Here is a 21707-nt window from a genome sequence, read left to right as displayed (position 1 = left end):
TCCATGTGTGTGCGATTGCTCCCTCTGCGCGTGCGGAGTCTGGCAGTGTTGCACGTATGTGCGGACGGTATGCAGCGAGTCGGGCACCCGAGGATCTCGCGGGAATCTTCGAAATCGAGAAGTGGGAGCCGGAGGAGACCCTGGAGCCCGACTACAACGTGGCACCGACCAAGGAGGTCTTCGCCGTTCTCGACCGTGCCCTGAAGGACGCGGCGGACCCGCGCCCGGTTCGGCAGCTGCGGAAGCTGAAGTGGGGCCTGGTGCCCTCCTGGTCGAAGACGCCCGAGGGCGGGGCGCGGATGATCAACGCCCGCGCGGAGACCGTGCACGAGAAGCCGTCCTACCGCCGCGCCTTCTCCTCCCGGCGCTGCATCCTGCCCGCCGACGGCTACTACGAGTGGGTCACCGGCAAGCAGGAGCGGGACCTGGAGGTCGAGGGGAAGAAGAAGCGGCCCCGCAAGCAGCCGTACTTCGTGACCCCGGCCGACGGCACGGTGTTCGCGATGGCGGGGCTGTACGAGTTCTGGCGGGACCGGACGCTGCCGGACGACCATCCGGGGGCCTGGTGGGTGACGTGCTCCGTCATCACCACCGAGGCGGAGACGAGTCCGCTGGCGGTGTCCCCGGCGGACGGCCCGCACGCGCTCGCCGAGATCCACCCGCGGATGCCGTTGATGCTCACCCCGGACCGCTGGGACGCCTGGCTGGACCCCGCCCGCACCGACGTCGACGAGCTGCGCGAGCTCCTCGCCCCGCCGCCGCCCGGTCTGATGCGCGCCTACCCGGTCACCACGGCGGTCAGCAATGTCCGCAACAACGGACCGGAGCTGCTGAAGGAGCTGGCCGCGCCGGAAGAGGGCACACTCTTCTGACGTGACCTCCGACACCACCGAGACCGTTGAGACGGACGCCGGCACCGCACGCGTCACCTGGCACCGCGCACCCGGCCGCGCACGCCTCGTGCTCGCCGCGAGCCACGGCGCCGGCGGCGGCATCGAGGCCCGGGACCTGAAGGCGCTCGCCGCCGAGTTGCCCGCGCACGGCGTGACCGTCGCCCTGGTCGAGCAGCCCTGGCGGGTGGCGGGCAAGAAGGTGGCACCCGCGCCGAAGACCCTGGACACCGGCTGGCGCGGCGTCTGGCCCGCGCTGGCCGCGCCCGGCCTGCCGGTGATCTCGGGCGGGCGCAGCGCCGGCGCCCGCGTCGCCTGCCGCACCGCCACGGAACTCGGCGCGCACGCCGTACTCGCCCTGAGCTTCCCCCTGCACCCTCCGGGCAGGCCGGAGAAGTCACGTGCCGACGAACTGCTCGGCGCGGGGGTGCCCACGCTCGTCGTCCAGGGCGGCAACGACCCGTTCGGCAGGCCGGAGGAGTTTCCCGAGGGGAGCTACGAACTGGTCGAGGTGGCGCACGGCGATCACGGCTTCGCCGTCCCCAAACGGGCGGACCTCACGCAGGAGGAGGCCGTGGCGGTCGTCACCGACGCGGTCGTGCGGTGGGCCGGCTCACTCGGCTGAGGTGCCGGGAATGCCCGCGCGGCCGCCGCTGTTGTGGCGGACGTATGTGCCGGTCAACGGCATCAGCGTCGTAGGAGAGGAAGTCCGCCGCATGGGTTCGACAGCCTGCCCGGCCCGCAGCACCCGCGCCGACCTTGACTGGACGGTGCTGCACGCGGCCAAGACCGCCCCTATTCGGGCGGCGGGCGGACCGGATCGTCGTCTATCCTCCGATTCGAGTGGGGCCGGTCTCGGTTCCACGCCATCACTGGAGGAGGTGGGTCCGGTTCCCGGTACCGACGCAGGGACCGAACACGGCCAGGCGGAGCAGCCCGAGGGCCGGGGCGGCACGGGCGCGGAGTCGACCGCGGAGCGCAGCGCGCGCTTCGAGCGGGACGCGCTCGAGTTCCTCGACCAGATGTACTCGGCCGCCCTGCGCATGACGCGCAACCCGGCCGACGCGGAGGACCTGGTCCAGGAGACGTACGCCAAGGCGTACGCGTCCTTCCACCAGTTCCGCGAAGGCACCAACCTCAAGGCGTGGCTGTACCGGATCCTCACCAACACCTTCATCAACTCGTACCGCAAGAAGCAGCGCGAACCCCAGCGCAGCGCGGCCGAGGAGATCGAGGACTGGCAGCTCGCGCGTGCCGAGTCGCACATGTCCACGGGTCTGCGCTCAGCGGAGTCGCAGGCGCTGGACCACCTGCCCGACTCGGACGTCAAGGAAGCGCTCCAGGCGATCCCCGAGGAGTTCCGCATCGCGGTGTACCTCGCGGATGTCGAGGGCTTTGCCTACAAGGAGATCGCCGACATCATGGGGACACCCATCGGTACGGTGATGTCCCGGTTGCACCGTGGGCGCCGTCAGCTGCGCGGCATGCTGGAGGACTACGCCCGCGAGCGCGGATTGGTCCCGGCCGGCGCCGGAGAGTCGAACGAAGCGAAAGGCTCGGGGTCATGAGCTGCGGAGAGCCGCACGAGACGGATTGCAGCGAGGTCCTGGATCATCTCTACGAGTTCCTCGACCGTGAGATGCCGGATTCCGACTGTGTGAAGTTCGAGCACCACTTCGAGGAATGCTCGCCCTGCCTGGAGAAGTACGGGCTCGAGCAGGCGGTGAAGAAGCTGGTCAAGCGCTGCTGCGGGCATGACGACGTGCCGGGCGACCTGCGCTCCAAGGTCATGGGCCGGATCGATCTGATCCGCTCCGGCCAGGCCGTCCCCGACCAGGACGTCACGGCCTCGCCGGCCACACCGCAGGAGTCCTGACACCCGCCGTCCCCGGCGCCTGTGTCATCCCCGTGTCACTCGAACGTGCTAATCCGCGGGTTATCGGCCCGTGGAAGCACCCCCCGCCGTCCTAGGCTCCAGAGCCTGGCAGGCGGCAGGTCGAGCGCGGCGGCACGGTCGGGGAGGGGCTCATGGAGGCGTTACCGGCACGGGCCCGCGTCTACGTCGTCTGTGTCACCCTGCTGGCCCTGCTCTGTCTGCTCCCCTCATCGGGGCTCCCCGCACCGGGAGCCCTGTCGTCTCCGCCGGACGCGCGCATCCCCTGGTGGCCGGTCGTCCTGCTCGCCGCGCTGTACGCGGGCTGCGAGCGCCTCGCCCGGTCGCGCCTGGTCGCCACCCCGCACCCGGTCGGAACGTTCCACCCCGTGCTGCTCGCCGGGGCCTTCCTGCTCCCCCCGCCCGCCGCGGCGCTGGTCGCGCTGCCCGGGGCGCTGCTGCTGCCCGTGGAACAACGCCCGTTCCTGGCGCGCCGGCTCTGGCGGGCCGCCCGGCTGGTGCTCGCGGTGTGGGCCGCCGGCCGGGTCCACCTGGCGGTCGGCGGCCGGGACGCGGTGGCGGACTGCGACGTACCGGGCGCGCTCGGCACGGCCGGGCCGGCGGTGCTGGTGTTCTGCCTGGTGCTCACCCTGCTGGACGGTGGCATCCTCGCGCTGACGGCCGGCGTGCTCCCGCGCGGGGGGCGGACGGCCGCGTCGGCCGCCTGGCGGCTGTTCCCCGGGTCGCTGGTGCCGATCACCGTCCACGGCCTCGCCGGACTCATGATGGCGCTGCTGTGGCGCAGCCCCTACGGACCCGTGGCCGCGCTGCTCGTGCTGCTGCCGATGGGCGTCTCGTGGTGGGCGTTCGCCCAGTACCACCGGGAGCGGGCCGCCCACCGGGCGACGATCCGCGCGCTCGTCCAGGCCGTCGACATCAAGGACGGCTACACGCGCGGGCACAGCGAACGCGTCGGACGGGCGTCCATGATGATCGCGCGGGAACTCGGCATGGACGACGACCGGGTCGAGATGCTCCGCTTCGCCGGCATCCTGCACGACGTCGGCAAGCTCGGCGTGCCCACCCGGCTGCTCACGAAGAACGGTCCGCTGACCCCTCAGGAGCGCCGGGTGATCGAACTGCACCCCGAGTACGGGCACGAGATGGTGCGGGGGATCTCCTTCCTCGGCGAGGCCCGCGCGGCGGTGCTGCACCACCACGAACGGCTGGACGGCACCGGCTACCCCTACGGGCTGGCGGGCAGTCAGATCCCGGAGTCCGCACGGGTGGTCGCGGTCGCCGACGCCTTCGACGCGATGACCTCCACCCGCTCCTACAGCAGGGCGCGGCCCGTGCCGGTGGCGCTGGAGGAGCTCCGGCGGTGCGCGGGAGCCCACTTCGACCCGCGGATGGTGGCCGCGCTGATCCGGGCGATCGGCAGATCCGGCTGGCATCCCGCGGTGACCGCCGACGACGTACGGCCGGCCACCGACGGCACACCGCCGCGCGCCGCCGTCCCCGAATCCGCCGCAACGGTCACCGGCCGGCCGGGGGCGCGCCGATGAGGCCCCGGCTCCACACCGTCGTGCACCTCTGCGCCGCCGTCCTCGCCGCCGGTTCCCTCGGCACCACCCTCTACAACGGCGTCGAGGAACGCGGTGCCGCCCTCGCCTTCGGGCTGCTCGTCACCGTCGGCGAGCTCACCCGCCGCAACGGCACCCGGATCAGGGAGGCCGCGCCGCTCGCCGCCGCCGGCTCGCTGTCGTACGCGCTGCTCGGCGAGACCGCGGGACGGTCCACCCAGCACGGTGCCGCCCAGGTGGTCACCGTGGTGCTCGCCGCGTCCCTGCTCGGCAGTGTGCCGCACGTCGGGCGCGGCGACGGCTCCGCCCTCGACCCGTCGGCCCGCAGGGTGCTGACCGTCGGCTTCGTCGCCGTGTGCTTCCAGCCGCTGTACAACCAGGGCACCTTCGACGGCTGGAGCGGACCCGCGCACGCGCTGCTGCTGCTCACCCTGCTGTCCCTGTCCACACTGTGCGACGCCGTGCTCGCCGCCGCGCTGGCCCACTCCCGCACCGGATGGCCCTTCCTGCCGACCCTGCGCGACGAACTGCGGGCCGTTCCCGGCATCGGGGCCGCGGTGATCGCGACGGGCGCGGTGATGGCCCTCGGCGTCGCGGTCGTCGGGCTGTGGGCGCTGCCCGTCTTCTCCGTACCCCTCCTGCTCGCACAACTGTCCTACCGGCGGTACGCCGCCGTGCGCGCCACCTACCGGCAGACCATCGCCTCCCTGGCGCGCGCCACCGAGATCGCCGGGTACACCCCGGCCGGGCACGCCCACCGGGTCGCGGCCCTCAGCCAGGCGGTGGGCCGGGACCTCGGGCTGACCGAGCCCGAGCTGACCGTGCTGGAGTACGCCGCCCTCATGCACGACATCGGCCAGCTCAGCCTCGTCGACCCGGTTCCCGCGGGCGCCACCGCCGACCTGCCGGTGACCGAGCAGCGGCGGATCGCCCTCCTCGGCGGTGCCGTGGTGCGCCAGACCGGGGTGGACCCGCGTGTGGCCGCGATCGTCGAACGCCAGGCCGACCCGCACCGCGAGCAACCGCTCGCCGCGCGTATCGTCCGGGTGGTCAACGCGTACGAGGAGAAGTCCCGGGAAGGCGGACCCGGAGGGCCGCTGACCGCGCTGGAGGAACTGCGCCTGGGCGCCGCCGGGGAGTACGCGCCGGAGGTGGTCGAAGCACTGGCCCGGGTGCTGTCACGGAACACGGAGGGGACGCGTGAACACGGGGGCCGACCGTGGCGAGGGCCACGCACGGGACTGTCTGACCCGGCCCGGGGCTGGGTAACCCATGGGTAATGAGCGCCCTTGTGGCCGTACGTGGTTGGATGCGAAGGAGAGGGTGTCCGGGGGCGCGGACAGGAACAGCCAGCCCACCGACGGAACTGGCAGGCGGGAATCGTGAGGATCTTCGGCAAGGGACGGCACCGGCCCTCCGCCTCCTGGCGGCAGGCCACGGACCGCGCGTTCACGCTCATCGGCGACGGCCGGTACGAGGACGCCGGCGCGCTCCTGACACGTGCCGCCGATCTGGAGCCCTGGTTGTCGGAGTCCTGGTTCAACCTCGCGCTGCTGCACAAGTTCCGGCACGACTGGGAGCAGGCGCGGGCGGCCGGGCTGCGGGCCGTGGCCCTGCTCGACCGCGACACCGGGGCTCCCGACTGGTGGAACGTGGGCATCGCCGCCACCGCCCTCCAGGACTGGCCGCTGGCCCGGCGGGCCTGGCAGGCCTACGGGCTCAAGGTGCCCGGCCCGGCCACCGACTCCGGTGAACCCCTCGGCATGGACCTGGGCAGCGCGGCGGTACGGCTGTCGCCGGAGGGCGAGGCCGAGGTCGTGTGGGGGAGGAGGCTGGACCCCGCCCGGATCGAGGTGCTGTCCATCCCGCTGCCGTCCTCCGGGCGCCGCTGGGGCGAGGTCGTCCTGCACGACGGAGTACCCCACGGGGAGCGCAGCACCGCCGCCGGGCACACCTACCCGGTGTTCGACGAGATCGAGTTGTGGGCGCCCTCGCCGGTGCCGACCTGGGTGGTCCTGCTGGAGGCCGCGACCGAGGCCGACCGGGACGCGCTGGAGCAGTTGGCCTCCGACGCCGGGTTCGCGGCCGAGGACTGGTCGTCCTCCGTACGGCTGCTGTGCCGGATGTGCTCGGAGTCCCGGATGCCGTCGGACGAGGGCGAGGGCGAGCACCTGGACCCGCACGATCACAGCGAGCCGGGGCATCCGGGGCCGCTCGGTCACCGGACGGACGGGCAGTTGTGGGTGCCGGAGCGGGAATGCGGCGTTGCGGCGCCGGCTTCCTTGGTTCGGGGGTTGTTGGACGGGTGGGTTGCGGACAGTCCGGACTCGCGGGATTGGCGGGATCTTGAAGAGGTCTGCTGAGGTTGTTGCCCGGCCGCGGAATCGTCGTGGTTGATCGCGCAGTTCCCCGCGCCCCTCAAGGGGCGCTTCCCCGTACCCTGTATCAGCATCACACCCTTGTTTTCCAGGAAGGCACACGTCGGTCATGGCTCAGCAGGACACCGATCAGCAGCACGCGGGCGTGCTCCCCGTCGACGGCGAGGGGTACGTCATCGACACGGAGGACTGCGAGGAGCGCGAGACGGCGTGGCGGGAGCGCGGCACCTCGCGCCCGATCACCGTGGTCGGCAACCCGGTGCTGCACCAGGAGTGCCAGGACGTCACGGACTTCGGCGAGGAGCTCCAGCAGCTGGTCGCCGACATGTTCGCCAGCCAGCGCACCGCCGAGGGCGTGGGCCTGGCCGCCAACCAGATCGGCGTGGACAAGAAGGTCTTCGTCTACGACTGCCCGGACGACGAGGGCGCGCGGCACGTCGGCGTGATCTGCAACCCCAAGCTCGTCGAACTGCCCGCCGAGCAGCGCCGGCTGGACGACAGCAACGAGGGCTGCCTGTCCGTGCCCACCGCCTACATGCCGCTGGCCCGTCCCGACTACGCCGAAGTGACCGGCCAGGACGAGCGGGGCAACCCCGTCCGGGTACGCGGCACCGGCTACTTCGCACGGTGTTTGCAGCACGAGACCGACCACCTCTACGGCTACCTCTACATCGACCGGCTGTCCAAGCGGGAACGCAAGGACGCGCTGCGGCAGATGGCCGAGAACGAGCCGCGCTACCCCGTGGTGGCCAACGGCTGACCGGTCCTCGGCACTCTCTCACTTCGCACGAACGGCGTTCGATCGAGTTCTTCTTCGATCGGACGCCGTTCGTCTGTGCGCCTCCAGGAGTAGTGAAAGGAGCAAATCCGTTCCCAGAACGGTCAGTTGTGGTGCTGAATGGAGGAGTGGATACGCACGGCGTGCGCCCGGCTCGGGGGCGGGCGCACGCAACTGGCGGCAGAGAGGGGATTGTTCGTGCATGCTTTGTCACACGGCACCACATCGACACCGACCACCATCGCAGTTCCACCGGCGCTGTCTCTCCCGGTGATCGAGGCGGCGTTTCCCCGGCAACTCCACCCGTATTGGCCGACGCTTCAGGAGACGACCCGGGCGTGGCTGCTCGAAAAGCGGCTCATGCCGGCGGACAAGGTGGATGAATATGCCGATGGCCTGTGCTACACGGACCTCATGGCGGGCTACTACATCGGCGCCCCCGACGAGGTCCTTCAGGCGATAGCGGACTACAGCGCGTGGTTCTTCGTCTGGGACGACCGTCACGACCGCGACATCGTGCACGGCCGCCGCGACGCCTGGCTGCGGCTGAAGGACCTGCTGCACAGGGCCCTCGACCGCCCCGGTGACCACGTGGGTCACGAGGATCCCGTGGTGGCCGGGCTCGCGGACAGCGTGGAGCGGCTGTACTCGTTCCTGCCGGGCGGCTGGAACGCCCGGTTCGCCCGGCACTTCCACGCGGTGATCGAGGCGTACGACCGGGAGTTCCGCAACCGCGCGGAGGGGATCGTCCCCACCGTCGAGGAATACCTGGAACTGCGCCGGCTCACCTTCGCGCACTGGATCTGGACCGATCTCCTGGAGTCCAGCGCGGGCAGTGAGTTGCCGGACGCGGTGAGAAAGGACCCGGCCTATCGGAAGGCGGCCCTGCTCAGTCAGGAATTCGCCGCCTGGTACAACGACCTGTGTTCACTGCCGAAGGAAATAGCCGGAAGTGAGGTGCACAATCTGGGAATCAGTCTCATCATGCACGAGGGCATGACCCTCGAAGAGGCAATCACGGATGTGCGGCGTCGCGTCGAGGAATGCATCAGCGAATTCCTGGACGCCGAGCAGGACGCCTTACGCCTCGCCGACGGCCTCGACGACGGAACGGTGCGAGGAAAGGAAACGAGTGCCGCCGTGCGTGCCTGCGTCGGCAATATGCGGAACTGGTTCAGTTCCGTGTACTGGTTCCACCACGAGTCCGGCCGGTACCGGGTCGACAGCTGGGACGACCGGTCCACGCCCCCGTACGTCAACAACGAAGCGGCAGGTGAGTCATGACCGTCGAGTCGGTGAAACCCGGACCACCCGCGGCCGAACTGCGCGAGCCGCCCCTGGCCGGCGGGGGCGTCCCCCTCCTCGGCCACGGCTGGAAACTGGCCCGCGATCCGCTCGCCTTCATGTCCCGGCTGCGCGACCACGGTGACGTCGTGCGCCTGAAACTCGGACCGAAGAAGGTGTACGCCGTCACCACCCCCGACCTCACCGGGGCGGTGGCGCTGAGCCCCGACTACATCATCGCCGGACCCCTGTGGGAGTCCCTGGAGAGCCTGCTCGGGAACCAGGGCGTGGCCACCGCCAACGGCTCCCTGCACCGGCGCCAGCGGCGCACCATCCAGCCCGCCTTCCGGCTCGACGCCATCCCCGCCTACGGGCCGATCATGGCGGAGGAGGCGTACGCGCTCGTGGAGCGCTGGCGCTCCGGCGAGGTGCTGGACGTCACGGTGGAGTCCTTTCGCGTGGCCGTCCGGGTCGCCGCCCGCTGCCTGATGCGCGGCAGCTACATGGACGCCCGGGCCGACCGCATCTGCGCCGACCTCGCCGCGCTGTTCAGCGGTATGTACCAGCGCATGGTGGTGCCGCTCGGACCGCTTTACAAGGTGCCGCTGCCGGCCAACCGCGAATTCAACCGGGCGCTGGCCGATTTGCACCTCCTGGTCGACGAGATCGTCGCCGACCGACGGGCAAGCGGTCAAAAGCCGGACGATTTGCTGACGGCTTTGCTGGAGGCGAAGGACGAGAATGGAGAGCCCATCGGGGAACAGGAGATCCACGATCAGGTCATCGCCATAATCACGCCCGGCAGCGAAACCGTCGGAGCCACGATCATGTCGCTGCTCCTGGTTCTCACCGAGCACCCTGAACTCGGCGACAAGATCCGCGACGAGGTGAAAACCGTCGTGGGTGACCGCCCGGTGGCATTCGAGGATGTCCGAAAGCTGACGTACACCGCGAATGTCGTCACGGAGACCCTGCGGCTGCATCCGGCCGTATGGATATTGACGCGCCGTGCGGTGACCGACACGGAACTCGGCGGATACCGCATTCCCCGTGGGGCGGACATCATCTACAGTCCCTACGCGATCCAGCGCGACCGGCGGTCGTACGAGCGGCACGAGGAGTTCGACCCCGACCGCTGGCACCCGGAGCGGGCCAAGGACGTGCCCAAGTACGCGATGAGCCCGTTCAGCGTGGGCAACCGCAAATGCCCCAGCGACCACTTCTCGATGGCCGAGCTCACGCTCATCACCGCCGTGGTCGCCTCCGCCTACCGCTTCGACCAGGTGAGCGGCTCCGACGCCCGGCCCCGGATCGGCGTCACGCTCCGGCCGCGCCGCCTGATGCTGCGGGCGGTGCCCCGCTGACCGGCCGCGCGGCGCGCGTTCAGGCGGCCTCCGGGCCCCTGAACGTGCGCCGGTAGGCGTGCGGGGTGGTACCGACGGCGCGGACGAAGTGGTGGCGCAGTGCCGCCGCGTTGCCGAAGCCGGTGCGGCCGGCCACGGCGTCCACCGTCTCGTCCGTGGCCTCGAGCAGATGCTGGGCGAGCAGCACCCGCTGGCGCAGGATCCAGCGGTAGGGCGTGGTGCCGGTCTCCTGCTGGAAGCGCCGGGCGAAGGTGCGCGGGGACATGTGGGCGCGGGCGGCGAGCTGCTCCACGGTGGTCTCCTCGTCGAGATGCCGCTCCATCCACACCAGCACCTCGGCGATGGTGTCGCCCTCGGACTGCGGCAGCGGGCGCTCGATGTACTGGGCCTGCCCGCCGTCCCGGTGCGGGGGCACCACCATCCGCCGGGCGATCTTGTTGGCCACCTCCGGCCCCTGCTCCTTGCGCACCAGATGGAGACAGGCGTCGATGCCGGCGGCGGTGCCCGCGGAGGTGATCACCGGGTCCTCGTCGACGTACAGCACATCCGGTTCGACGATCAGGTGGGGATATCGCCTGGTCAGCGCCTCCGCGTGCTTCCAGTGCGCGGCGGCGCGCCGGCCGTCGAGCAGCCCGGCGGCGGCGAGCACGAACACCCCGGAGCAGACGCTGAGCACCCGCGCGCCCCGGTCCACGCCCCGGCGCAGGGCGTCCAGCAGCTCGGGCGGGAACTCCCGGGAGTCGTAGCAGGAGCCGGCGGGCACGGCGATGAGGTCCGCCGTCTCCAGCCGCTCCAGACCGTGCTCGATCTGGAGGGTGAAGCCCGTGTTGGCGCGTACGGCGGGACCGTCGGCCGAGGCGACGGCGAAGTCGTAGACCGGCAGCCCGTCGTCGCTGCGGTCGACACCGAAGACCTCGCAGACGACACCGAGTTCGAAGGGATTCACACCGTCGAGCAGGACGGCGGCCACGTTGTGGAGCATGGCTCCAGTGTGCCTCGCCGTTGGCAGTAAATCGAGGGTGTACGGCAGTCCTGCCACTCCCGGTAAGGAGTATCGGGCGGGACAGTGGTGTCCATGGATGCACAGCAGACACAAGCACTGATCGCGATGGTGGCCGTTCTCGGCCTGTTCGTCTTCATGACCCTGCCCGCGCTGATCGGCCTCGCGCGCGAGCGGCGGATCGACCGGCAGATCAAGCGGGCCGAGGCCGCCCGCGCCGCCGAGCACCGGGAGGCGCCGGCGGCGGCCCCGCGCCCGGCGAAGGGTGCCGCCCCGCACCGCACCGCACGAGCGGCGTGACGGCGGGGCGGCACGGGGACGCCGGGTCCCCTAGAAGTCCTCGTCCAGGTCGACCGTGCCCTCCACGGCGACCTGGTACGCGGACGGCCGCCGCTCGAAGAAGTTCGTCAGCTCCTGGACGCCCTGGAGCTCCATGAAGGAGAACGGGTTCTCCGAGCCGTACACCGGCGCGAAGCCGAGCCGGACCAGCCGCTGGTCGGCGACGCACTCCAGGTACTGCCGCATCGACTCGGTGTTCATGCCCGGCAGCCCGTCCCCGCACAGGTCGCGCGCGAACTGGAGCTCCGCCTCGACGGCCTCGCGCAGCATGTCGGTGACCTGCTGCCCGAGTTCCTCGTCGAAGAGGTCCGGCTCCTCCTTGCGCACGGTGTCGACCACGTCGAAGGCGAAGGACATGTGCATCGTCTCGTCGCGGAACACCCAGTTGGTGCCGGTCGCCAGACCGTGCAGCAGGCCCCGGCTGCGGAACCAGTAGACGTAGGCGAAGGCCCCGTAGAAGAACAGGCCCTCGATGCACGCGGCGAAGCAGATCAGGTTCAGCAGGAAGCGACGGCGGTCCGCCCGCGTCTCCAGCCGGTCGATCGTCTCGACCGAGTCCATCCACCTGAAGCAGAACTCGGCCTTCTCCCGGATCGACGGGATGTTCTCCACGGCCGCGAAGGCCGCCGCCCGGTCGTCCGGGTCGGGCAGATAGGTGTCCAGCAGCGTCAGATAGAACTGGACGTGCACCGCCTCCTCGAAGAGCTGCCGCGACAGATACAGCCGCGCCTCGGGGGAGTTGATGTGCTTGTACAGCGTCAGCACCAGGTTGTTCGCCACGATCGAGTCGCCGGTGGCGAAGAAGGCGACCAGCCGGCCGATCAGGTGCTGCTCGGCGGGGCTGAGCCTGGCGAGATCGGCCACGTCCGAGTGGAGGTCGACCTCCTCCACCGTCCACGTGTTCTTGATCGCGTCCCGGTAGCGCTCGTAGAAGTCGGGGTAGCGCATGGGGCGCAGGGTCAGTTCGAAACCCGGGTCGAGCAGGTTCTTGTTCTCGCTGGTCATTACTGGCAGGCCTCGCAGGACTCGGGGTTCTCAAGGGAGCAGGCGACCGCCTCGGGGTCGGCCGGCTGCTGGACGGGGACGGACGCGCGTGCCGCGCGGGCGATCCGGGTCGCCGGGCGGGAGCGCAGGTAGTACGTGGTCTTCAGGCCCTGCTTCCAGGCGTAGGCGTACATCGAGGAGAGCTTGCCGATGGTCGGCGTCTCCAGGAACAGGTTGAGCGACTGCGCCTGGTCCAGGAACGGGGTGCGGGCGGCGGCCATGTCGATCAGGCCGCGCTGCGGGATCTCCCACGCCGTGCGGTACAGCCGCCGTACGTCCTCGGGGATCCAGGCGAAGTCCTGCACCGAGCCGCCGGCCTCGCGCAGCGCCTCACGGGTGCGCGCGTCCCACACGCCGAGCCGCTTGAGGTCCTCCACCAGATACGAGTTGACCTGGAGGAACTCCCCGGACAGCGTCTCGCGCTTGAACAGGTTCGACACCTGCGGCTCGATGCACTCGTACACACCCGCGATCGACGCGATGGTGGCGGTGGGCGCGATCGCCAGGAGCAGCGAGTTGCGCATCCCCGTGGAGGCGATCCGCTCGCGCAGCGCCGCCCAGCGCTCCGGCCAGGTGAGGTCCGTGTCGTAGTGGTCGGGGTGCAGCACGCCCCGGGCCGTACGCGTCTTCTCCCAGGCCGGGAGCGGGCCGTTGCGCTCGGCGAGGTCGGCGGAGGTCTCGTACGCGGCGAGCATGATCCGCTCGGCGATCCGCGTGGACAGCGCCTTCGCCTCGGCCGAGTCGAAGGGCAGGCGGAGCCGGAAGAAGACGTCCTGGAGACCCATCGCGCCCAGGCCCACCGGGCGCCAGCGGGCGTTGGAGCGGCCCGCCTGCTCGGTCGGGTAGTAGTTGATGTCCACGACCCGGTCGAGGAAGGTGACGGCCGTGCGGACGGTCTCGTCGAGACGCTGCCAGTCGATGTCACCGGCCGCCTGGTCGACGAACGCGCCCAGATTGACCGACCCCAGGTTGCAGACCGCCGTCTCCCCGTCGTCGGTGACCTCCAGGATCTCCGTGCACAGGTTCGACGAGTGAACGACGTGCCCCGGGGTCGCCGTCTGGTTCGCGGTCCGGTTGGCGGCGTCCTTGAAGGTCATCCAGCCGTTGCCGGTCTGCGCGAGCGTGCGCATCATGCGCCCGTACAGCTCGCGGGCCGGGAGCGTCTTCCGCGCCAGGCCCTTCGCCTCGGCGGCCCGGTACGCCGCGTCGAACTCCTCGCCCCACAGGTCGACCAGTTCGGGCACGTCCGCCGCGGAGAACAGCGACCAGGACGCGTCGGCGTTCACCCGGCGCATGAACTCGTCCGGCACCCAGTGCGCGAGGTTCAGGTTGTGCGTACGGCGGGCGTCCTCGCCGGTGTTGTCCCGCAGCTCCAGGAACTCCTCGATGTCGGAGTGCCAGGTCTCCAGGTAGACGGCCGCCGCGCCCTTGCGCCGACCGCCCTGGTTCACGGCGGCGACCGAGGCGTCGAGTGTCTTCAGGAACGGCACGATGCCGTTGGAGTGCCCGTTGGTGCCGCGGATCAGCGAACCCCGGGCGCGGATGCGGGAGTAGGACAGGCCGATGCCGCCGGCGTGCTTCGAGAGGCGCGCGACCTGGTGGTAGCGGTCGTAGATCGAGTCCAGCTCGTCCTTGGGGGAGTCCAGCAGATAGCAGGACGACATCTGCGGGTGCCGTGTACCGGAGTTGAACAGGGTGGGCGAGGAGGGCAGATAGTCCAGGCGGCTCATCAGCCCGTACAGCCGGGCGACCTCGTCCAGGGCGCGGACGGTGTCGTCCTCGGCGAGACCGGCGGCGACCCGCAGCAGGAAGTGCTGGGGCGTCTCGACCACCTTGCGGGTGACCGGGTGCCGCAGCAGATAACGGCTGTGCAGGGTGCGCAGGCCGAAGTAGCCGAAGCGGTCGTCGGCCCGGACATCGATCAGCGCGTCGAGGCGGGCGGCGTGCAGCCGGACGAAGTCGGCGGTCCGGTCGGCGATCAGGCCCTCGCGGTGCCCGGTCGCGACGGACTCGGTGAAGGACGTGACCCCCTGCGAGGCGGCCTCGGCGCGGATGCCGATGGTCAGCAGCCGGGCGGCGAGCCGGGAGTAGGCCGGGTCCTCGGAGATGAGACCGGCCGCCGCCTCGGTGGCCAGCTCCCGCAGCTCGGCCTCGTCGGCACGGGCGGACCGGCCGCGCAGCGCGGCGGCGGCGACCCGGCCGGGGTCGGCGTCGGGCAGGTCGGCGGTCAGCTCGGTCAGGGTCCGCAGCAACGCGGCACCGGGTCCGTCGCTCTCCGCGGTCACGTCGATCGCTGAAGCCGGATCGGCTGGCGCGATGGTCACGTGGGGCTCTCCCTCGCTCGGCACGGGGGCCTCGAAGAGGGCAGGGGGCAGCACACGAGCGCACGGGGCGTCGCGTCCACCGGCCCATTCCGCGAGGCCCGGACGTCAGGGCACCCGGACCGGACGGCCGGGCGCACTGTCGGCAGGTCCTCGGACTGACGCCCATGCGCACGCGGGCATGGGTACACCGTTGCGGGACAGTTCCGGATTCACACCGGATTCCCCTGCGGCGACAGCGAGCATGAGCATACATCTTGTGCCGGGTGCCGCCAGCAGGCCCATATGTTGTGTCGCGGAGGTGTCAGAGCGTCAACTCATAGGTGAGAAGAGTGATGTCGTCCAGCTCCGGCAGAGGGTTCCAGTCGCGCTCCGGGGTGCGGGTGAAACCCAGCCGCTCGTAGACGCGGTGGGCCGAGCGCATGGTGCGCTGGGTCGACAGCACGATCCGAACACAGCCCTCGACGGCCCGCGCCCGGTCGACGCAGGCGCGCACCAGCGCCTCCCCGGCACCCCGGCCCCGGCCCTCGCGGGCGACCGCGAGCATCCGGATCTCCGCCTCGCCCGGCCCCGCTATGTCGGCCATCGGGCCGCGGCCCGGCACGAACGTCACCCCGCCCAGCACCGACCCGTTCTCCACGGCGACCAGCACCTCCGCGGCGGCCGCCCGCTTCGCCACGTCCCTGAGCTCGTCGAGGTACGCGTCGCTCTCCCCGAAGTCGAGCAGCCCGTCCAGCAGATAGGCCCGCGCGGTGATCTCACCGAGTTCCGTGTGCTCGCCGGGCTCCACCGGCCGGATGACGATGTCCATGAGGGGAGTGTGCCGGACGGGTACGACAACGGGCCGCCGGATTTTCTCCGGCGGCCCGTCGCCTCAGGCGTGTACCGCGTCAGTGCGAGCTGCCCGCCGTGGCCGGCGGGAGCTCCACCTGGACACCGGGGTCGCCCGCGTCCGCCGTGTAGTCCTGCGGCTTGGTCTCGTCGACGCCCTCGGGCGCCTTGACGGCCCTCATGACGAAGGTCAGCACCACCGTGACCAGGACGTTGATCACGAAGGCGGTGAGACCGATGTAACCGATCTCGCCGATGCCCGGGATCTCCTCGGACGACCCGCCGAAGTGCTTCTGCGTCGGCGAGGCCACCCCGTACGCGGCGACCGTGCCGTAGATCATGCCGACCGCCCAGCCGCCGATCAGCGCCCAGCGGTGGAACCAGCGGGTGAACAGACCGCCCACCAGTGCCGGGAAGGTCTGAAGGATCCAGATGCCGCCCAGCAGCTGGAAGTTGATCGCGACCGTCTTGTCCATGGTCAGGACGAAGACCAGCGCGCCCACCTTCACCAGCAGGGACACGACCTTGGAGACCTGGGTCTCCTGCTTCGGCGTCGCGTCCGGCTTGATGAAGTCCTTGTAGATGTTGCGGGTGAAGAGGTTCGCCGCCGCGATCGACATGATCGCCGCCGGCACCAGCGCGCCGATGCCGATCGCCGCGAAGGCCACGCCCGCGAACCAGTCCGGGAACATGTTCTCGAACAGCTGCGGGATCGCCAGCTGGCCGTTGCTGACCTTGACCCCGGCCGCGATCGCCATGAAGCCCAGCAGCGCCAGCAGGCCCAGCATCAGGGAGTACAGCGGCAGGATCGTGGTGTTGCGGCGGATCACCTCACGGCTGCGCGAGGACAGCGTCGCCGTGATCGAGTGCGGGTACATGAACAGCGCGAGCGCCGAGCCCAGCGCCAGCGTGGCGTACGTCCACTGTCCCGCCTCGCCCGGTACCAGCGCGCCGCGCGGCGCGCCCGTGGCCGGGTTGGTCTCGTTGAAGGCCGCGCCCGCCTTGGCGAAGATCTCGTCGAAGCCGCCCAGCTTGATGGGGATGTAGATGATCGCCACCGCGATCACGATGTAGATCAGCGTGTCCTTCACGAACGCGATCAGCGCCGGCGCCCGCAGACCGGACGAGTACGTGTACGCCGCCAGCACACCGAAGGCGATCAGCAGCGGCAGGTCCTTGATGAACCAGTTGGTGTCCTCGCCGCCGCCGACGCCCATCACGTCCAGCACGGCCTGGATGCCGACCAGCTGGAGCGCGATGTACGGCATCGTTGCCAGGATGCCCGTGACCGCGACGGCCAGGGACAGCCCCTTCGAGCCGAACCGGCCGCGCACGAAGTCGGACGTCGTCACATAGCCGTGCTTGTGCGACACCGACCACAGCCGGGGCAGGAAGGTGAAGATCAGCGGGTACACCAGGATCGTGTACGGCACCGCGAAGAAGCCGGCCGCGCCCGCCGCGTAGATCGCCGCCGGCACGGCCACGAAGGTGTACGCGGTGTACAGGTCGCCGCCGAGCAGGAACCAGGTGACCCAGGTTCCGAAGGAGCGCCCGCCCAGGCCCCACTCGTCGAGGCTGTGCTCGTTCTCGGCCTTGCGCCAGCGCGCGGCCATGAACCCCATCGCCGTGACCAGCAGGAAGAAGAAGATGAAGACGGCGAGTGCCACGCCGTTCACGCCGTCGTTCACTGCGACGCACCGCCCTTCGAGGCCGAGCGGGCGCGCTGGTCACGCTGCCACAGCTTGTACGCGATCATCGTGAGCGCGGTCGAGAGCAGCACCCACATCATCTGGTACCAGTAGAAGAACGGGATGCCGATGAACACGGGGTCGGTCTTCGCGTAGGACCCGACCCAGAGCATGGCCACGAACGGTGCGACGAGACAGAGGGCGATGACGACGCGCATGGGCGTCACCACCGGCCCTCCTCTGGTTTCTGGGGCTTGTGACATCAGACGGCTCCCGTCCCCTCACTGATCACCGGCGGTAATGCGCAGGAAATCTAGGTCAGGGAGTGGTGCGGTCGTAACCCCTCGTCCGCACAGCGGTACCCAGGCGCCGCCCAACCGAGAGGCAACAGCAACGAAATTCCTGTCAACCACCCGCTTCGTCGGGTTTCGCCGTTCGGGTCCCGGGCCGGATCCGGCCGGGTCCGGCTCAGTCCTGGGGCCGCTTCAGACGCGCCACGAACTTGTACCGGTCACCCCGGTACACCGACCGCACCCACTCCACCGGCTGTCCGTCCCGGTCCAGCGAGTGCCGGGACAGCATCAGCATCGGCAGGCCGACGTCGGTGCCGAGCAGGCCGGCCTCGCGCGGGGTGGCCAGGGACGTCTCGATGGTCTCCTCGGCCTCCGCGAGATGGACGTCGTACACCTCGGCGAGGGCGGTGTAGAGGGACGTGTACTTCGCCAGGCTGCGGCGCAGCGCCGGGAAGCGCTTCGCGCTCAGATGGGTGGTCTCGATGGCCATCGGCTCACCGTTGGCCATGCGCAGCCGCTCGATGCGCAGCACGCGGCCGCCGGGCGTGATGTCCAGCAGCCCGGCGAGCCGGTCGTCTGCCGTGATGTAGCCGAGGTCCAGCAGCTGGGAGGTGGGTTCCAGGCCCTGGGCCCGCATGTCCTCGGTGTACGAGGTGAGCTGGAGCGCCTGGGAGACCTTGGGCTTGGCGACGAACGTGCCCTTGCCCTGGATGCGCTCCAGACGCCCCTCGACCACCAGCTCCTGGAGCGCCTGGCGCACGGTGGTGCGCGAGGTGTCGAACTCCGCCGCCAGCGTGCGCTCGGGCGGGACCGGAGTACCGGGCGGCGCCGTCTCCGTCATGTCGAGCAGATGCTTCTTCAGCCGGTAGTACTTGGGCACACGCGCCGTACGGACCGCTGTCCCACCCTCGTTCTCCGCACTGCTGACGTCGGTGCTCATGCTCTGCCTTCCCGGCTCCGGGTGCCGAAACGACCGACATCCCATCGGCCACGGCTGACATCGTGGCACGGCTCGGGGCGGGGGTGTGCCCCGCACGCTCCGTGATCCCCTTTGTATACCCCTGCGCCGGGGGTTGGTCTAGTCCACGGCCGGGCCGCCGGTGCCGCCGTCCGCCCCTCGGGCCCGCGCTCAGATGCCCTGCCACTCCGGCTTGTTCGCGTAGGTGTGCCGGAAGTAGTCGGCGAGCTTCAGCTTGGAGGCGGCGGCCTCGTCGACGACCACGGTGGCGTGCGGGTGCAGCTGGAGCGCGGAGGCCGGGCACACCGCCGCCACCGGGCCCTCGACGGTCGCCGCGACGGCGTCCGCCTTGCCCTCCCCGGTGGCGAGCAGGACCAGGTGGCGGGCCTCCAGGATGGTGCCGATGCCCTGGGTGATGACGTGGTGCGGGACCTGGTCGATGTCGCCGTCGAAGAAGCGGGCGTTGTCCACCCGGGTCTGCTCGGTCAGCGTCTTGATCCGGGTGTGGGAGGCGAGCGAGGAGCACGGTTCGTTGAACCCGATGTGCCCGTCCGTCCCGATCCCGAGCAGCTGGAGGTCCACGCCGCCGGCCCCGGCCAGCTGCCTGTCGTACGCCTCGCACGCGCCCTGGACGTCCTCGGCGGTGCCGTCGGGGCCCATGAAGGAGTCCATTCCGATCCCGAGCGGCTCCAGCACCTCGCGCCGGAGCACCGAGCGGTAGGACTCGGGGTGGTCGGCGGGCAGCCCCACGTACTCGTCGAGCTGGGCGATCCGGGCCCGTGAGGCGTCCACGGCTCCGGAGCGCACCCGCGCCGCCAGCGCCTGGTAGATGGGCAGCGGCGTCGAACCGGTGGCCACGCCCAGCAGGGCGTCGGGCTTGCGCCGCAGGAGCTGGGCCATGGACTCGGCGATGAGCTCGCCGCCCGCCTTGGCGTCCGCAACGATGACAACTTCCACGGTGGGCCTGCCGATCTTCAGGGGGACTCGACTGGGACGGGGACCCGCGGGCACGGGTCCGTGGGGCTGTGGCAATGTGGTTTAGACCAATCTCAATCTAACAGAGCGGGCAAGGGCGCCGCTCGCCGAAATTGCCGCCTCCGACTGGCCCCGCGCGGGAACCCCACGGGTTAGGCTGCGTGGCGGACGCATGCGCGTCCGACCGACCACGACGCGAGGCACGCGTCACCGACGAACGGCGTCCGACGCATTTACACGGGCACTGGTCTAGTCCACAATGCGTAGCAGGACACAACAAGCCTGCCTTCCCCGCACAGGAAGGCGGAACCGAGGAACCGGAGCTCTCTGCCCTGACTGCCCCGGATCCTCGTCCTCGGCCGACCGGGACCGCACAACCCCACGGCCGATATTGCTCCGGGCTGCGGTGCCGGGAGGGTTGAGGGTCCCTCTCAGGCGCCGCGGCCCGCGGGTGTTTTCGGGGGCGGCGCCGACCCCCGGGTACGCTCGCTGACGTGCCCTCCATGAACGAACTCGTACGCCAGCACACCGCCCTCGACGACACCGATCTCGAGTGGCTCCATCTGCTGGTCTCGGAGTGGCAGCTGCTCTCCGACCTCTCCTTCGCCGACCTGGTCCTGTGGGTCCCCACCCGCGACGGCACCCGCTATGTCTCCGTCGCCCAGATGCGGCCCAACACCGGCCCGACCTCCTACCAGGACGACATGGTCGGCCATCTGGTCCCGCGCGGCCGCCGGCCCATGCTCGACGCGGCCCTGGACGAGGGCCGGATCGTGCGCGAGGGGGACCCGGAGTGGCGCGAGGAGGTTCCCGTACGGGTCGAGTCCATCCCCGTACGGCGTGAGGGGCGCGTCCTCGGCGTGATCGCGCGCAACACCAACCTGCTCACCGTGCGCACCCCGAGCCGGCTGGAGCTCACCTACCTCCAGAGCGCCTCCGACCTCGCTCAGATGATCGCGGCCGGTGCCTTCCCGTTCGCGAACCAGCAGCTCGAGATGGACGCCTCGCCCCGCGTGGGCGACGGGCTGATCCGGCTCGACGCCGACGGCATCGTCCAGTACGCCTCCCCGAACGCCCTGTCCGCCTACCACCGCATGGGTCTCGCGGCGGACCTGGTGGGCCATCACCTCGGTCGGACCACCGCCGAACTGGCCCCCTCCCGAGGGCCGGTGGACGAGGCGCTGGCCAAGGTGGCCAGCGGCTGGGCGCCGCGCGAGTTCGAGATCGAGGCGCACGACGGGGTGATCCAGTTCCGGGCGATCCCGCTCAAGCCGAAGGGGACGCGCATCGGTTCGCTGGTCCTGCTCCGTGACGTCACCGAACTTCGCCGCCGCGAACGCGAGTTGATCACCAAGGACGCGACCATCCGGGAGATCCACCACCGGGTGAAGAACAACCTCCAGACGGTGGCGGCGCTGCTGCGTCTCCAGGCCCGCCGTATCGGGTCCGAGCGCGGACGCGCGGCGCTGGAGGAGGCGGTGCGCCGTGTGGGGTCCATCGCGATCGTGCACGAGACGCTCTCCCAGAACCTGGACGAGCGGGTGGAGTTCGACGAGATCGCCGACCGCGTTCTGGCGATGGTCGCCGAGATCTCCCCGGGCAAGGTCACCGGCCGGCGCACGGGCCGCTTCGGCATACTCGACGCCGAGGTCGCCACCCCGCTGTCGATGGTGCTGACCGAGATCCTTCAGAACGCGCTGGAGCACGGCTTCCGCGAGGGCGAGACCGGCACCGTCGAGGTGTCCGCGGTCCGCGGCGGCACCTCGAAGGAGACCCGCCTGCTGGTCACCGTTCAGGACGACGGGGTGGGTCTGCCCGAGGGCTTCGACCCGCACACCGCGGGCAACCTCGGCCTCCAGATCGTACGGACCCTGGTGGAGGGCGAGTTGGGCGGCACCTTCGACATGGTGCCGGCCCCGGAGCGGGGGACCAGGGTGATCCTGGACATCCCGGTGCAGTCGGACAAGTAGCGCCCGGTCGCGGGGGAGCGGGCGCAGCAAAAGACCCCGGACCGGGAAGCGGTCCGGGGCTGATGCTCGTTCCTTGTGGGTTCCCCTGCTCGAACGTGGTCGAGGGCTTCGGGGAACTACGCGCTGCGGCTCGGGGGC

The 21707-nt window shown here is 70.6% G+C and carries 20 protein-coding genes and 1 riboswitch; of the genes, 12 read left to right on the top strand and 8 right to left on the bottom strand.

Translation table 11 applies throughout. The features are described from left to right. Positions 1-56: 56 nt before the first annotated feature. From ACZ470_RS17560 to ACZ470_RS17515, 10 genes are all read left to right on the top strand, one after another. Complete coding sequence (locus ACZ470_RS17560; protein WP_468428087.1) at positions 57-872, top strand: SOS response-associated peptidase; 816 nt, start codon at positions 57-59, stop codon at positions 870-872. A 1-nt stretch (position 873) separates the two neighbouring features. Further along, entirely contained in the window at positions 874-1515 is a 642-nt protein-coding gene (locus tag ACZ470_RS17555) for an alpha/beta hydrolase family protein (protein ID WP_468428086.1), read from the top strand. A 256-nt stretch (positions 1516-1771) separates the two neighbouring features. Continuing rightward, positions 1772-2458 (top strand): RNA polymerase sigma factor SigR, encoded by a 687-nt coding sequence (gene sigR / locus ACZ470_RS17550; protein ID WP_190161734.1) that lies wholly within the window; start codon positions 1772-1774, stop codon positions 2456-2458. Then, positions 2455-2766, top strand: coding sequence for a mycothiol system anti-sigma-R factor (rsrA, locus tag ACZ470_RS17545; RefSeq protein WP_468428084.1), 312 nt, complete (start codon positions 2455-2457; stop codon positions 2764-2766). The genes sigR and rsrA overlap by 4 nt, the downstream gene beginning before the upstream one ends. Before the next feature lie 152 nt (positions 2767-2918). Then, positions 2919-4328: an HD-GYP domain-containing protein gene (locus ACZ470_RS17540; protein WP_468428082.1), complete on the top strand. Its 1410-nt coding sequence runs from the start codon at positions 2919-2921 to the stop codon at positions 4326-4328. Beyond that, positions 4325-5626, top strand: a complete 1302-nt coding sequence (locus tag ACZ470_RS17535; RefSeq protein WP_468428080.1) for an HD-GYP domain-containing protein — start codon at positions 4325-4327, stop codon at positions 5624-5626. The genes ACZ470_RS17540 and ACZ470_RS17535 overlap by 4 nt, the downstream gene beginning before the upstream one ends. 102 nt (positions 5627-5728) lie before the next feature. Next, positions 5729-6709 (top strand): tetratricopeptide repeat protein, encoded by a 981-nt coding sequence (locus tag ACZ470_RS17530; RefSeq protein ID WP_217129553.1) that lies wholly within the window; start codon positions 5729-5731, stop codon positions 6707-6709. Between the two features lie 124 nt (positions 6710-6833). Next, a complete protein-coding gene (gene def / locus ACZ470_RS17525; RefSeq protein ID WP_468428078.1) occupies positions 6834-7484 on the top strand; it encodes a peptide deformylase in 651 nt (216 codons plus the stop codon). Between the two features lie 216 nt (positions 7485-7700). Next, positions 7701-8786: an epi-isozizaene synthase gene (gene cyc1 / locus ACZ470_RS17520; RefSeq protein ID WP_468428076.1), complete on the top strand. Its 1086-nt coding sequence runs from the start codon at positions 7701-7703 to the stop codon at positions 8784-8786. Continuing rightward, entirely contained in the window at positions 8783-10150 is a 1368-nt protein-coding gene (locus ACZ470_RS17515; RefSeq protein ID WP_468428074.1) for a bifunctional albaflavenone monooxygenase/terpene synthase, read from the top strand. The genes cyc1 and ACZ470_RS17515 overlap by 4 nt, the downstream gene beginning before the upstream one ends. 19 nt (positions 10151-10169) lie before the next feature. Here ACZ470_RS17515 and ACZ470_RS17510 read toward each other — a convergent pair whose 3' ends face one another. Then, positions 10170-11132: a helix-turn-helix domain-containing protein gene (locus ACZ470_RS17510; protein ID WP_468428072.1), complete on the bottom strand. Its 963-nt coding sequence runs from the start codon at positions 11130-11132 to the stop codon at positions 10170-10172. Positions 11133-11225: 93 nt separating this feature from the next. On the opposite strand from ACZ470_RS17510, the gene ACZ470_RS17505 reads away from it, so the two are divergent. Then, positions 11226-11450, top strand: a complete 225-nt coding sequence (locus tag ACZ470_RS17505; RefSeq protein WP_468428070.1) for a hypothetical protein — start codon at positions 11226-11228, stop codon at positions 11448-11450. A 30-nt stretch (positions 11451-11480) separates the two neighbouring features. Here the strand turns inward: ACZ470_RS17505 and ACZ470_RS17500 are convergent, their stop codons facing one another. From ACZ470_RS17500 to nagB, 7 genes are all read right to left on the bottom strand, one after another. Beyond that, positions 11481-12494 carry a ribonucleotide-diphosphate reductase subunit beta gene (locus ACZ470_RS17500; RefSeq protein WP_468428068.1) on the bottom strand — a complete coding sequence of 338 codons (1014 nt, stop codon included), beginning with the start codon at positions 12492-12494 and terminating at the stop codon, positions 11481-11483. Further along, positions 12494-14857 (bottom strand): ribonucleoside-diphosphate reductase subunit alpha, encoded by a 2364-nt coding sequence (locus ACZ470_RS17495; protein ID WP_468428067.1) that lies wholly within the window; start codon positions 14855-14857, stop codon positions 12494-12496. Before ACZ470_RS17495 ends, ACZ470_RS17500 begins: the two co-directional genes overlap by 1 nt. Before the next feature lie 124 nt (positions 14858-14981). After that, positions 14982-15143: riboswitch (cobalamin riboswitch) on the bottom strand. A 15-nt stretch (positions 15144-15158) separates the two neighbouring features. Continuing rightward, a complete protein-coding gene (locus tag ACZ470_RS17490; protein ID WP_468428065.1) occupies positions 15159-15665 on the bottom strand; it encodes a GNAT family N-acetyltransferase in 507 nt (168 codons plus the stop codon). Positions 15666-15744: 79 nt separating this feature from the next. Continuing rightward, positions 15745-17373: a monocarboxylate uptake permease MctP gene (mctP, locus tag ACZ470_RS17485; RefSeq protein ID WP_468428063.1), complete on the bottom strand. Its 1629-nt coding sequence runs from the start codon at positions 17371-17373 to the stop codon at positions 15745-15747. Next, positions 17370-17636, bottom strand: coding sequence for a DUF3311 domain-containing protein (locus ACZ470_RS17480; protein ID WP_468428062.1), 267 nt, complete (start codon positions 17634-17636; stop codon positions 17370-17372). Before ACZ470_RS17480 ends, mctP begins: the two co-directional genes overlap by 4 nt. Before the next feature lie 205 nt (positions 17637-17841). Then, a complete protein-coding gene (locus tag ACZ470_RS17475) occupies positions 17842-18606 on the bottom strand; it encodes a GntR family transcriptional regulator (protein WP_468428061.1) in 765 nt (254 codons plus the stop codon). Between the two features lie 189 nt (positions 18607-18795). Then, positions 18796-19581: a glucosamine-6-phosphate deaminase gene (nagB, locus tag ACZ470_RS17470; RefSeq protein ID WP_468428059.1), complete on the bottom strand. Its 786-nt coding sequence runs from the start codon at positions 19579-19581 to the stop codon at positions 18796-18798. Positions 19582-20102: 521 nt separating this feature from the next. On the opposite strand from nagB, the gene ACZ470_RS17465 reads away from it, so the two are divergent. Continuing rightward, on the top strand, positions 20103-21569 hold the full coding sequence (locus ACZ470_RS17465; protein WP_468428151.1) for a sensor histidine kinase: 1467 nt from the start codon (positions 20103-20105) through the stop codon (positions 21567-21569). Positions 21570-21707 lie beyond the last annotated feature (138 nt).

The sequence above is a fragment of the Streptomyces sp. NPDC031111 genome (genome assembly GCF_055570675.1).
The sequence above is the reverse complement of the archived record's forward strand: the minus strand, read 5'-3'. Positions and strand labels throughout refer to the sequence as shown.